The sequence below is a fragment of the Duganella aquatilis genome, assembly GCF_009674565.1.
Classification (GTDB): domain Bacteria; phylum Pseudomonadota; class Gammaproteobacteria; order Burkholderiales; family Burkholderiaceae_D; genus Rugamonas; species Rugamonas aquatilis.
Genome location: NZ_WKJL01000034.1, coordinates 1 through 13,331 on the forward strand (window position 1 = coordinate 1; position 13,331 = coordinate 13,331).

At 63.1% G+C, this 13,331-nt stretch carries 10 protein-coding genes; 2 read left to right on the forward strand and 8 right to left on the reverse strand.

Annotated elements, in window-relative coordinates; translation table 11 throughout:
• Positions 1-82: 82 nt before the first annotated feature.
• From msrQ to GJ698_RS27375, 5 genes are all read right to left on the reverse strand, one after another.
• The gene (gene msrQ / locus GJ698_RS27355) at positions 83-676 is read right to left on the reverse strand and encodes a protein-methionine-sulfoxide reductase heme-binding subunit MsrQ (RefSeq protein WP_154361031.1); all 594 of its coding nucleotides are present in this window, start codon (positions 674-676) and stop codon (positions 83-85) included.
• On the reverse strand, positions 676-1,653 hold the full coding sequence (gene msrP, locus GJ698_RS27360; protein ID WP_154361032.1) for a protein-methionine-sulfoxide reductase catalytic subunit MsrP: 978 nt from the start codon (positions 1,651-1,653) through the stop codon (positions 676-678). The genes msrQ and msrP overlap by 1 nt, the downstream gene beginning before the upstream one ends.
• A gap of 69 nt (positions 1,654-1,722) precedes the next feature.
• Entirely contained in the window at positions 1,723-2,877 is a 1,155-nt protein-coding gene (gene ccsB, locus GJ698_RS27365) for a c-type cytochrome biogenesis protein CcsB (protein ID WP_154361033.1), read from the reverse strand.
• A gap of 12 nt (positions 2,878-2,889) precedes the next feature.
• Positions 2,890-4,983, reverse strand: a complete 2,094-nt coding sequence (locus tag GJ698_RS27370) for a cytochrome c biogenesis protein ResB (protein WP_154361034.1) — start codon at positions 4,981-4,983, stop codon at positions 2,890-2,892.
• 128 nt (positions 4,984-5,111) lie between these two features.
• Positions 5,112-5,744, reverse strand: a complete 633-nt coding sequence (locus GJ698_RS27375) for a c-type cytochrome (protein ID WP_371865457.1) — start codon at positions 5,742-5,744, stop codon at positions 5,112-5,114.
• A 165-nt stretch (positions 5,745-5,909) separates the two neighbouring features.
• On the opposite strand from GJ698_RS27375, the gene yihA reads away from it, so the two are divergent.
• A complete protein-coding gene (gene yihA, locus GJ698_RS27380) occupies positions 5,910-6,617 on the forward strand; it encodes a ribosome biogenesis GTP-binding protein YihA/YsxC (RefSeq protein ID WP_154361036.1) in 708 nt (235 codons plus the stop codon).
• Positions 6,610-7,617 (forward strand): porphobilinogen synthase, encoded by a 1,008-nt coding sequence (gene hemB, locus GJ698_RS27385; protein ID WP_154361037.1) that lies wholly within the window; start codon positions 6,610-6,612, stop codon positions 7,615-7,617. Before yihA ends, hemB begins: the two co-directional genes overlap by 8 nt.
• 95 nt (positions 7,618-7,712) lie before the next feature.
• Here the strand turns inward: hemB and GJ698_RS27390 are convergent, their stop codons facing one another.
• From GJ698_RS27390 to GJ698_RS27400, 3 genes are all read right to left on the reverse strand, one after another.
• The gene (locus GJ698_RS27390; RefSeq protein WP_154361038.1) at positions 7,713-8,624 is read right to left on the reverse strand and encodes a hypothetical protein; all 912 of its coding nucleotides are present in this window, start codon (positions 8,622-8,624) and stop codon (positions 7,713-7,715) included.
• A 271-nt stretch (positions 8,625-8,895) separates the two neighbouring features.
• A complete protein-coding gene (locus GJ698_RS27395; protein ID WP_154361039.1) occupies positions 8,896-12,045 on the reverse strand; it encodes an efflux RND transporter permease subunit in 3,150 nt (1,049 codons plus the stop codon).
• A 3-nt stretch (positions 12,046-12,048) separates the two neighbouring features.
• Positions 12,049-13,215, reverse strand: coding sequence for an efflux RND transporter periplasmic adaptor subunit (locus GJ698_RS27400; protein WP_154361040.1), 1,167 nt, complete (start codon positions 13,213-13,215; stop codon positions 12,049-12,051).
• Positions 13,216-13,331 lie beyond the last annotated feature (116 nt).

The window sequence follows — 13,331 nt, forward strand, 5'->3', positions numbered from 1 at the left end:
CAGTTCTGCCAATCGCACACGAGCCCTGCCGTAGCGGCCGCTACGGCAGGGCTCGTGTGCGATTGGCAGAACTGACCCCGGTTTATTTGCGCGCAGCCCAATAGATGCGCATCAACAGCAGGATGCCGAGGATGCTGCCGAAGATGATAGGCTGGGTGAAGTTGTGCTTGCCCGCTTTCATCCACCAGAAGTGCAGGATCGCCAGCGGGGCGATCACGTAGATCAGCCGGTGCAGCCATTGCCAGCGCTTGCCGCCCAGGCGCTTGATCATGCCGTTGGTGCTGGTCAGCGCCAGCGGTATCAGCAGCACGAAGGCGATGAAACCGACCGTGATGAACGGCCGCTTCAGCACGTCCTTCCACATCTCGGCCAGGTCGAAGAAATGGTCGAACCACAGGAAGGTCATGAAGTGAAGCAAGCCGTAGAAGAATACGTACAGCCCCAGCATGCGGCGCAGCTTGACCAGCCAGTTCCACTTGCTCAGGCGCCGCAGCGGCGTCACCGCCAGCGTGAAGCACAGGAAGTACAAGGTCCAGTCGCCGGTGCCGCGCGTGATAAATTCGAGCGGATCGACCAGCTGCCCGGTCGCCGTCAGGTACACCATGCGCAGCAAGGGCAGCAGCGCCAGCACGAAGATGACGCCCTTGATCCAGCTGATTTGTTTCGTCGTCGGCATCAGTAGAATTTTTTCAGGTCCATGCCCGCGTACAACGGGGCCACATCGTTATAGCCGTTGAACATCAGGGTCTTGCGCTTGCGCGACAGGAAGCCGTCCTCGCCGATGCGGCGCTCGGACGCCTGCGACCAGCGCGGATGGTCGACGTCCGGATTCACGTTCGAATAAAAACCGTACTCGTTCGACGCCGACAGGTTCCACGAGGTGCGCGGCTGCTCCTTGACGAAGCGGATCTTGACGATCGACTTGGCCGACTTGAAGCCGTACTTCCACGGCAGCACCATGCGCACCGGCGCGCCATTCTGGTTCGGCAGCACTTCGCCATACATGCCGAAGGTCAGCAGCGCCAGCGGGTGGTTGGCTTCGTCAATGCGCAGGCCTTCGGTGTACGGCCATTGCAGCACGCGGCTGCCGACGCCCGGCATCTGCTTCTTGTCGGCCAACGTTACGAATTCTACATACTTGGCGTTGCCAGTAGGCTCTACCTTTTTGATGATCTCCGAAAAGGAATAGCCGATCCACGGGATCACCATCGACCAGCCTTCGACGCAGCGCAGGCGGTAGACGCGCTCTTCCATCGGCGCCAGCTTGAGCAGCGCGTCCAGGTCCAGGGTCATCGGCTTCTTGACTTCGCCCTCGATGGCGATCGACCACGGACGCGTCTTCAGCGTGCCGGCGTACATGGCCGGCTCGCTCTTGTCGGTGCCGAATTCGTAGTAGTTGTTGTAGGTGGTGGCGTCTTTGTAGGGCGTCTGCTTGTCCAGCGCCGAATAGGCCGGATTGAGCCTGGCGGGCAGCTTGGCGCCCGTGCCCTGCGCGAAGGCTTCGCGCTGCGCCATCTCCAGCAGCGCCGCGCCGCCCACCGCGCCCATGGCGATCTGCTTCATGAAGCTGCGGCGCGATTCGTACACTTCGCGCGGCGTGATTTCAGAGGAAAACGGCAGCTCTATGCCATTGGGGGGACGTTTGATCAACATGTCGGCTCCAGAAGAAACGGTAAGGCTCAACCTTACACGAATCTCCCGGAACGAATATTAAACTTCCGTTTACAACTTGCCGTAGGAGTGCAGGCCGGACAGGAACATGTTGACGCCCAGGAAAGCAAAGGTCGTCACCAGCAGGCCCACCAGCGCCCACCAGGCCGCCGGACGGCCGCGCAGGCCCGTCATCAGGCGCATGTGCAGCCAGGCCGCATAGTTGAGCCAGACGATCAGGGCCCAGGTCTCTTTCGGGTCCCACGACCAGTAACCGCCCCACGCCTCGGCCGCCCACAGCGCGCCCAGGATGGTGGCGATGGTGAAGAAGGCGAAGCCGGCCGAGATGGCCTTGTACATGACGTCGTCCAGCACTTCTTCCGACGGCAGGCGGTCCTTCAGGTAGCCCGAGGTCTTCAGCAGGTAGGCCGCGGCGACCATGGCCGCCAGCGCGAAGTTGCCGTAACCGATGAAGTTGGCCGGCACGTGGATCTTCATCCACCAGCTTTGCAGCGCCGGCAGCAGCGGCTGGATGTCGGCGGCGTTGCGCGAGGTGGTGTACCACATCAGGAAGCCGATGGCGGCGGTGACCACCAGCAGCACGAACGGGCCCATCTGGCGGGTGGCGTAGCGCTGCTCGAAGTACAGGTAGAACATCGCGGTGATCAGCGAGAACAGGATGAACACTTCGTACAGGTTGGACACCGGAATGTGGCCGACGTCCGCGCCGATCAGGTAGGACTCGTACCAGCGCACCATCATCGCGGTCCAGCCCAGCACCACGGCGGCCCAGCACAGCTTGGAGCCGATGCTGGACGCGGCGGCCGAGCGGCCGGCGAAGCCGATCCAGTAGAACACGGTGGAAATGGTGAACATCACGCTCATCCACAACACCGCCGACTGGCTCGACAGCATCATGCGCAGCCAGAATTTCTTGGTGCCGTTATCCAGGTCGCCGGCGTACATCGAGATCGCCCACAGCGACAGCAGCGCGATCAGCGGCATCAGCCAGCGCACCGGCTTCCAGTGCCAGCCCAGCGCGGCGAACACCGGCACCGCCGCCGCCAGAATCACCTGCTCGTAGTAGTTCATGAAGGCGCCGTAGCGGCTCAGGCCGAACACGGCGCCGACCAGCAGCGCCAGCGCAAACAGCCAGTCGGCCAGGTTCAGCCGCTTGAAGTAGCCTGGCGCCTGGGAATAAGTTTGCTGGGATTGGGTGATGTCCATTTTCTCTCCTGCTTACGCTGCCGACTGTGGCAGTTTTTCTTTCAGTATTTCAAATTCACGCTCGAAGTCCAGCGTTTTGCGCTGGGTGCTCATGGCCATCAGCGCTTCGGCGCCGGCGGCATCGTCCTTGATCCAGATCCACAGGCGGCGCTCGCGGATGTAGAACATGGCAAACACGCCCAGCACCAGGAACAGGCAGCCGAGGTAGACCACGTTCTTGCCCGGCGAGCGGGTCACCTGGAACACCGAAGCCTTGATCTCGGTAAAGTCGTCCAGCTGCAGGTAGACCGGGCCGCCGTAGAAGAAGGCGTCCGACAGCGCGTTGGTGGCCAACTGCAGGAAGCGCGCGTGGTTCTCGTCCTCGCTGACCGGGGCCAGGCCCTCCTTGACGCGCGCCACCTGCCACAAGTCCCACAGGCTGCCGTTCAGAATCTTCATGAAGACATCGGCGGCTTTTTCCTGCTCGCCCGGCGGAATCTTTTCCAGGAATTGCGAGATGGCCATGAAGCCGCCCGACTTGTCGCTGCCGGCGAAGATGCCCAGGCTCTTGTCGGCCGAGGCCTGCAGCTGCGCGCGCAGGGCGTCGCCGGTGGCCGAATTCGGCGTGGCGCGTTCGGCATAGCGCTGGGCGGCGGCGCTGCGCAGCGCCGGATCGTGCAGCGCGGCGCGCAGGCGCATCCATTCCTTGACGCTGTGGCCATCGTCGGCCGGAATGCGCAGGTAGCTGAAGTTGTCCGACGGATTGGCGCGCACGCCGGCCAGGAACACGGTGGCGCCGTCGACGGTGACCGGCTGCATGTAATTCTGGTATTCGCGCGCCTGGCCGGTCTTGTCGCGCAGCTTGTAGCTGACGCTCGGACCGACGTTCTTCAGGTTCTTGTTGCTGGCGTTCTTGCCGGCCGAGCCGGTGTGCTTGTCCAGGCTTTGCGCCAGTTCTTCCTCCAGGCTCTTGCCCTTGGCGACGGCGCGCGGATCGTCGGTCGGGCCGACGTTCTCGACGTTGAACGGACGGAAGCCGGTCCACTCGACCGTATAGGCGTCGTTCAGCGGCGTGGTGCCGCCCACTTCGCCGGCGATCTCGAACGGCTTGGCGTCGCCGCCGCTCATCGGGAAGCCGCTCAACTTGAGCTTGCTGCCGCCGTCTTCAAAGCTGGACTGGTAGATCGCCACGCCGTTGAAGATCAGCGGATGGTTGACCTCGATGGTGCCCTTGACCGTTTCGCCGGTCTGGTTGTCGCGCACTTCGACGTCGCTGGCAAACAGCTTGGGCATGCCGGTGCTGTAGAAATCGATGGTGAATTTCTTCAGGTTGATGGTGAACGGCAGTTCCTGGATCAGCACGCCGTCCGGACGGGCCAGGATGGCGGTGCTGCTGTTCTGCCCTTCCGGAATCATGGTGTTGCCGCGGAAGGTGGGATTGCCGGTGCTGAGGCGGTGCTGCGGCGGCACTTGCGAGATCAGGCCGCTGCCGGTGAACGGCGTCTTGCCGAGGAACCATTCCTGCAGGCGGATCGGCACGTCCGAATCCATCACCGCGCCCAGGCAGATGATGACGATGGCCGAGTGGGCGAAGATGTAGCCGAACTTGTTGGCCGCGCCCTGCTTGGCGGCGACCAGCGTGCCGTGCTCCTTTTCCACGAACTTGACCTGGTAGCCGGCGTCCTTCAGGCGCGCCGCGCTCTGCTGCGCCAGCGCGGCGCGCGGCAGCGGCGAGCGCCATTGCATCTTGTGGTGGAAGTTCAGCAGCGACTGCTCGCGCACGTTCTCGCGCCAGCTGCGCATGTCCTTCAGCATCTTCGGACCGTTGCGCACGATGCACAGCGTGGTCGAGGTGACCAGCGCCGTCATCAGCAGCAGGAACCACCAGGTCGAGTACACGTTGTACAGGCCGATTTTGCGGAAGATCTCGTACCAGAACGGACCGAACTGGTTGATGTAATTGGCCGACGGTTCGCCCTGCTTCATCACGGTGCCGATGATGGCGGCGATCGCGATCATCGCCAGCAGGGCGATGGCGAAACGCATGGACGAAATCAGTTCGACGATTTCGCCGACGACGGGGCGGCGGGTTTTCAGCTGGATGCCGGTGGTGCTTGGGCTACTCATGCGTGTTCAGATTCTTTAATAAAAGTTGCTGGCAGGCCGCAGCATAACAAGAAAAAGGGCGGCATGCTCACGCTGCCGCCCTCTTCTTTTGGGTCAGTCCGCATGCGGATCATGCGGATTCGTCAACTTTATTTCAGCCCTGCTATGTAATCGGCAACGGCTTTCATCTCTTCGTCCGACATGCGCTTGGCGATCGGCGCCATCTCGGCGCTCTTGCGGGTGCCGGCCTTGAACAGGCCCAGCTCCGCGACCGTGTAGTCCTGGTGCTGGCCGGCGACGCGTGGATACTGCACCGGAATGCCGGCGCCGGTGGCGCCGTGACAGCTGGCACAGGCCGGCACGCTCTTCTCGGCGATGCCGCCACGGTAGATTTTCTTGCCCAGTTCAACCGTGTCCTTGTTCTTGGCGGCGCCCGGATTCGGCTTCTGGGTCACCAGCCAGGCCGCGATATTGTGCTTTTCCTCGTCGGTCAGCATTTTCGCGTAAGTCGTCATGACCGGTTGATTCCGGTCGGCCGTCGTAAAGTTCACCAGTTGCTTGTACAAATACGCTTCGTGCTGGCCGGCCAGCTTGGGATTGACGGTGATGGTGGAGTTGCCGCCGGCGCCGTGGCACGACACGCAGGCCGGCAAGCCACGGGCGGCGTCACCGTCGGTGAACAGGCTGGCGCCCTTGGCAGGATCGATTTTGGGAGCGGCGGAAGCCGTGGCCGAAACGGCCAGCAAGGCAACAAGCAGGGATTTTACAATCGGTGAAAACATGTTCACACTATTCATTCAAGCACCCTTAGAGGAGTCTAAAAAGTTGTCGAACCTGAAGTGCCCACCGATGCACTGGAACGTGCCATGGAGCACTTGGTAACCACTCATTGTACAATAGCTTAAAAAATTCCCTGCTTTAACCTGTTGCTTTTTCCCCAATCCCCAATGTCCAAACTCTGGCAAGCCCGCTTCTTTACGACCGTTAACCAATTACGCGACCTCCCCGACACCCAGGTGCCGGAGATCGCTTTTGCGGGTCGCTCCAATGCCGGTAAATCGACCGCCATCAACATTTTGTGCAATCAGAAAGGCCTGGCCTTCGCCTCCAAGACGCCGGGACGTACCCAGCACATCAACTATTTCTCCATCGGCGGCGCCCACGTGGCGCAGCACCGCAAGGATCCGACCATTGTCGAGGAGATCGAAGCGCTGCTGGTCGACTTGCCGGGCTACGGCTACGCGGAGGTGTCGGGATCGGCCAAGCTGCACTGGCAGCGCCTGCTGGGCGACTACGTGCAGCGCCGCGACCAGCTGGCCGCGCTGATCCTGATCATGGATTCGCGCCGTCCGTTCACCGAGCTGGACGTGCAGATGCTGGAGTGGTTTGCCCCCACCGGCAAGCCTATTCATTGCATTTTGACGAAAGTTGATAAACTGAACCGTAACGACTCGATCAACGTGCTGCGCCAGGCCAAGGCCAAGCTCGACAGCTACGTCGATGAAGACGGCGAAGGCTTCCCCTTCACCGTCCAGTTGTTCTCGGCGCAGAACCGTATCGGCATCGACGAAGCCAACGACAAGATCCTGGCGTTGGCCGGGCTGACGGAAGACGCGGAACCCATCTCAGATTCAGGAAGCGATAGCAATGAGTAAAGCTGCAGCCCAATTTCCCGCGATCCGCATGCGCCGCATGCGCCGCGATCCCTTCTCGCGCGCGCTGATGCGCGAAAACCTGGTCACCCCGGCCGACCTGATCTACCCGGTGTTCATCCTCGAAGGCACGCACCAGCGCGAGCCGGTGGCGTCGATGCCGGGCGTCGAGCGCGTCTCGGTCGATCTGCTGCTGAAGGTGGCGGAAGAATGCGTAGCGCTGGGGATTCCGGTGCTGGCACTGTTCCCGGTGATCGACGCATCGAAGAAAACCGAAGACGGCGTCGAGGCCACCAATCCGGACGGCCTGGTGCCGCGCGCGGTGCGGGCGCTGAAGCAGGCCTTCCCCGAGCTGGGCATCCTGACCGACGTCGCGCTCGATCCCTACACCAGCCACGGCCAGGACGGCCTGATCGACGACAACGGTTACGTCATCAACGACATCACCACCGACATGCTGATCCGCCAGGCGCTGTGCCATGCGGACGCGGGCGTGGACGTGGTGGCGCCGTCGGACATGATGGATGGCCGCATCGGCGCGATCCGCGAGGCGCTGGAGGCCGCTGGCCACATCCACACGCGCATCATGGCGTATTCGGCCAAGTACGCGTCGGCGTTCTACGGCCCGTTCCGCGACGCGGTGGGCTCGGCCGCCAACCTCGGCAAGGGCGACAAGAACCAGTACCAGATGGACCCGGCCAACAGCGACGAAGCCCTGCGCGAAGTGGGCCTGGACCTGGCCGAAGGCGCCGACATGGTGATGGTCAAGCCGGGCATGCCTTACCTGGACATCGTGCGCCGCGTGAAGGAAGAGTTCAAGGTGCCGACCTTCGCCTACCAGGTCAGCGGTGAATACGCGATGCTGAAAGCCGCCGCGCAAAACGGCTGGCTGGATCACGACAAGGTGATGATGGAATCGATCCTGGCCTTCAAACGGGCCGGCGCCGACGGCGTGCTGACCTACTTCGCGCTGGACGTGGCGCGCAAGCTCAACGCCAAATAAAAACCGGGGTCAGTTCTGCCAAACGGACACGAGCCCTACCGTAGCAAGCGCTACGGTAGGGCTCGTGTCCGTTTGGCAGAACTGACCCCGGAGTATTAGCGCCCTGCCCCGCGTGTGTATTCGGGGAACATCTCTTTCAGCAGGAAGGCCGTCAGTTCCTTCTCGTCTTCCTTGCGCGCACTCAGGTTGACCACCTTGCCCAGGCGCCGCGATTCCCACTGGAAGTCGCCCTGCTTCTCCTTGCGGATGATCTTGATCATTTCCTTGACCACCGCCGTCTCGATATCCTGCTCCGCGCCCTGCTCGACGTGAATCTGCTGCAGCCAGTTGCGCTTGAAGTTGGTGTTCCAGCCGCGGAACTTCACTTCGGCGCTGTGGAAGCTCTTGTCGACCTGGAACACGCCGCCAGTGTCGTCGCGGTCGGCGCCGCTGGTCTGGCCGGCGCCGTTGGCGCGGGCGATGTTGGCCTTGGCGATGCGGTTGGCGCGTTCGGCTTCGGTCTCGGCCGGCGGCGCTGGCGGCGCCGGCGGATTCAGCGCTTCCCGCGCCGCGCGGCGCTTGGCGATCATTTCCGACATGTCCGCCTCAGGCGGCGGCGTCATGGTGGCCTGCACCGGCGGCACATAGGTTTCCAGCTTCGGCTTGACGGCGGCCGGCGCCTCCTTGGTCACCACCTGCTTGCGCGGCGGCGGCGGCTTGGAAGCCGGCTTGGACGGCGTTGGATTCGGCTTGGTGATCGGCTTCGGCGTGACCTTCTCAGGCAACGGCTGGATGTAGACCATGTGACCGCCCTTCGGCGGCGCCGAATGGGTCTGCTTGGGCGAGGGCACAAACAGGTAGTACAGCACGCCCAGCAAGTGCAGCGCGATCGAAATGCCGATGCCGATGCGGTTGTTCTTGGACTTGCGGTCCCACGTGGCAAAGTCGTCCTGCGCCGACGGCAGGCGTTGGCCGCAAGTCTCGCAGTAGTCCGAATGCGCGGAGAGAATATGGGAGTCGTGGTGCAAGATACAAACCTTGTGGAACGCAGAAGTCGTCAAAATGGGGCCATAGTGCCAGAGTCCCGCTCTTTTGGGAACCGCTCCAAATGCCATGCAGGGCACCAGACTGTCTACTTTACAAGTTTCAGCTCTTGACGGGTGTTACCGTGTGTATCAATTGCTTTGCAAAGTGACATGATTTTCGAGCTTTCCCCAGCCATTTTAGCCGCCCCGGCCGTGGCGCAGTGTTGGTCATCCAACACCGCGCCGACATATTACGGATGCGTAAGGTTGTGGCTTAATGCTTGTTCACAGCCTTTAGCGGCACGGCATGCACCGTTTCGCGCGCCACCGGCGCGATGGCGGCGTCGGCAGCGATTTCCTCGTCGTTCATCGGACCGGTGCCGCTATACTTGTCGAGGAACAGGTAGATCACCGGGGTGATGTACAGCGTGATCACCTGCGAGAAGATAAGGCCGCCCACCACGGCCAGGCCCAGCGGCTGGCGCAGCTCGGCGCCGGCGCCCAGGCCCAGCGCGATCGGCAGCGCGCCCATCAGCGCCGCCATGGTGGTCATCATGATCGGACGGAAGCGCAGGATACAGGCCTGGCGGATCGCCACGTCCGGCGTCAGCCCTTCGTTGCGCTGCGCGTGCAGCGCGAAGTCGATCATCATGATGGCGTTCTTCTTGACGATACCGATCAGCATCAGGATGCCGATGATGGCAATCATGGTCAGGTCGAGGTTGAACAGCCGCAGCGTGATCAGCGCGCCCACCGCCGCCGACGGCAGGCCGGCCAGAATCGTCAGCGGGTGGATGTAGCTCTCATACAGCACGCCCAGCAGCACGTAGATGACGCCCAGCGCGGCGATGATCAGGATCAGCTGGCTGCCCTGCGAACTCTGGAACACGGCCGCGTCGCCGCCGTAGTTGGTGATGATCGACGGCGGCAGGCGCATGTCGGCGCCCCAGGCGTCGATCTTGGCGGTGGCCACGCCCAGCGGCACGTCCGGCGCCAGGTTGAACGACAGCGTGATCGCCTGCAGCTGGCCCTGGTGGTTGACGGCGGTCGGGCCGATGGTGCGTTCCACCGTGGCAAAGCTGGACAGCTGCACCAGCTGGCCGGTCTTGTTGCGCACCGAAATCTTGGTCAGCGCGTTGTCGAACTGGCGGTCGGCGTCGGCCGCTTCCAGGATCACGTAGTAGCTGGCGGCCGGCGAGTAGATGGTCGACACCTGGCGTTCACCGAAGGCCAGGTAGAGCGCGGTGCGGATGTCGCCGATCGCCACGCCGAGGTTGTTGGCCTTATCGCGGTCGATCTTCAGCGAGGCTTGCAGGCCCTTGTTCTGCGAATCGCTGGTGACGTCGCGGAAGTCCGAGTCGGCGCGCATGCGGTCCATGTATTTTTCGGCCCACTCGTTCAGCGCGCCGGGGCTGACCGACTGCAGCGTGTACTGGTAGCGCGATTTCGACTGGCGTCCGCCCAGCTGCAAGTTCTGCACCGGGCTGAGGTAGACGGAAATGCCCGGCACCTGCTTGGTCGATTTGCGCAGGCTGTCCAGCACTTCCGGCATGCGCTTGCGTTCGCCGCGCGGCTTGAGCACCAGGAACATGCGGCCGGTATTGCCGCCGCCGACGAAGGAGGTCACGTCCTGCACGTTGGGGTCGGCCTTGATGACGGCGGCGACTTTTTCCTGCAGGTCCATCAGCGACGACGACGAGATGTCTTCCGACGCCTCGGTGTTGACGCGGATCTGGCCCAGGTCTTCCTCGGGGAAGAAGCCCTTCGGCGTGGTGACGTACAGCACGGCGGTCAGCGCAAAGGTGCCCAGCGCGGCCACCAGCACGATGTAGCGGTGATGCAGGGCCACGTCCAGCGTGCGCGCGTAGAAGTCGCGCAGCGCGCCGAAACCGGCCTCAAACCAGCGGCCGATGAAGTTGCCCTTGTCGTGCTCGGGATCGATGGCGTCGGCCGGCAGCAGGCGGCTGGCCAGCATCGGCACCAGCATCAGCGACACCGCCGCCGACACCAGCACCGACAAGGCCACCACCACGGCGAATTCGTGGAACATCAGGCCGATCACGCCCGGCATGAAGAAGATCGGGATGAACACCGCCACCAGCGACACCGAAATCGAGATGATGGTGAAGCCCATCTCCTTGGCGCCGATCAGCGACGCCTCCAGCGGCCGCTTGCCCATCTCGATGTGGCGCACGATGTTTTCCAGCACCACGATGGCGTCATCGACCACCAGGCCGACCGCCAGCGTGATGCCCAGCAGCGAAACGTTGTCCAGCGAGTAGCCAAACGCGTACAGCAGCGCCAGCGCGCCCAGCAGCGAAATCGGCATGGTGATCGCCGGGATGAAGGTGGCGGCGGCGCGGCGCAGGAACAGGAAGATCACCATCACCACCAGGCCGATGGTCAGCAGCAGCGTCAGGTTGACGTCGTGGATCGCTTCGCGGATCGACACCGAACGGTCGTTGACCAGGTTGATGTTGATCGAGGCCGGCAGTTGGGCCTTGAACTGCGGCAGCAGGCGGCGCACGCCGTCCACCACCTGCACGGTGTTGGCGTCCGGCTGCCGCTGCACCAGCAGCACGATGGAGCGCTCGCCGTTGTAGCTGCCGGCGGCCTTGGTCGACTGGAAGCTGTCCTGCACCTCGGCCACGTCCTTCAGGCGCACCGGCTGGCCGTTGCGCTGGGCGATGATCAGCTCGGCGTAGTCGGCGGCTTTCATCAGCTGGGCGTTGCCGGTGATGGTCAGCGTCTGGCTCGGGCCGTCGAGGATGCCCAGCGGGGTGTTGGCGTTGGCGGACTTGATCGCCTGCTGCAGCTCATCGAGCGTCAGGTTGCGCGCGTTCATCAGGTCGGACTTGGCGCGCACGCGCACGGCAAAGCGTTTCTGGCCGTTGACCGATACCTGCGCCACGCCAGGCAGCGTGGACAGCGATGGCGCGATCAGGTTCTCGGCGTAGTCGTTCAGTTCGGACAAGGTCAGCGACGGCGAGTTCATGGTCATGAACAGCACCGGCGCGTCGGCCGGATTGACCTTGCGGTAGGACGGCAGGTCGGTCATCTCGATCGGCAGCTGGCGTTGCGCGCGCAGCAGCGCCGCCTGCACGTCGACCGCCGCTTCGTTGACGTTGATGCTCGGGTCGAACTCCAGCGTCAGCGAGGAATTGCCCAGCGTGTTGGTCGAGGTGATCAGGGACAGGCCGGCGATGGTGGAGAACTGCTTCTCCAGCGGCAGCGCGACCGAGGACGCCATGGTGTCCGGCGAGGCGCCCGGCAGGTCGGCCGAAACATTGATCACCGGCGTGTTGTAGCTCGGCAGCGCGGCCACCGGGATGTAGAAGTACGACAGCACGCCGGCCAGGATCAGGGTGGCCGACAGCAGCACCACCATCACCGGGCGGCGGATGCACAACTCTGAAAGGTTCATCGCTTAGCCTTTCTGCTTGGAACTATCAACCTTGATATCGGCCGGCTTGTCGGCCGATGCTATGCGCACCTTGCCGCCCGGCCGCAGGTTTTGCTTGCCGTCGACAATGACTTGTTCATCGCCGTTCAGACCGGACACGGCGGCATTGTCGCCAAAGGCGTACAGACGCTTGATGTTGACCACCTTGGCGGACTGGTCCTTGTCCACGGCGTAGATGAAGGTGCCGCGGGTGTTGCTAATGATAGCGTTTTGCGGGATCACCGTCGCGTCTTTCAGCACGTGCGAAATCAGCTTGGTGTTGACGTACTGGCCCGGCCACAGGCTGGTGTCCCTGTTGTCGAACTGGGCCTTGACGCGGATCACGCCGGCCACCGGATCGACCGTGTTGTCGATGAAGCTCAACTTGCCGTTGACGGCCAGCGTCGAGTTGTCCAGCGTGACCTGCACCGGCACCGCGCCTTCGCGCTGCGCCGCCATCAGGCCGGCCAGCGCGGTTTCCGGCAAGGTGAAGGCCACCGTGATCGGGTCCAGCTGGGTGACCGAGGTCAGCAGCGTGGTCATCTGCACCAGGCTGCCCGGATAGACGTTGATGGCGCCGACGCGGCCGGTCATCGGCGCGCGGATCGCGGTGTAGCTGGCGTCGACGTTGGCGCCGCGCACGGCGGCAATGTCGGCCTGCAGCACGGCGCGGGCGGAATCGACCTGGCTCTTCAGCGTGTCGACGGCGCCCTGGGCGATGAATTTCTGCGCCAGCAGGTCCATCGAGCGCTTGTACTGGCGCTCGTAGTCGGCCAGCGCGGCGCGGTCGCGCTCGACCTGGGCCTGGGCCTTGTCGAGGTTGGCGCGCTCGGTGCGGTCGTCCAGCGTGAACATCAGCTCGCCGGATTTGACGAACTGCCCTTCCTTGATGTGCACCTTGGCGATGGTGCTGGTGGTCTGCGGATGCAGGTCCACCGTGCTGATCGGCGTCACGGTGCCGTTGGCTTGCAGCACCACCGGCACGTCCTGCCGTTTCGGCGCGATGACGCTGACCGTGGTCGGGCCTTGTGGGCCGTTGCCGTTCAGCTTGTTGCCGCCGGTCGGTTCGATGCCGTGGTGCGTCATGGTCCACACGCCGCCACCCACTACAACAATCGCGCCGGCCAGGAATGCTAAGGAAGATTTTTTCATTTTAATAATATTTTTGACGTCGAAAAATATTGCCGCCCTGCTTAAGGGCGGAATATTGTCGCACAGTATCTACCAGAAAAACTGCGCCAGTATGACCGCAGGGCGCTTTTTTCTGC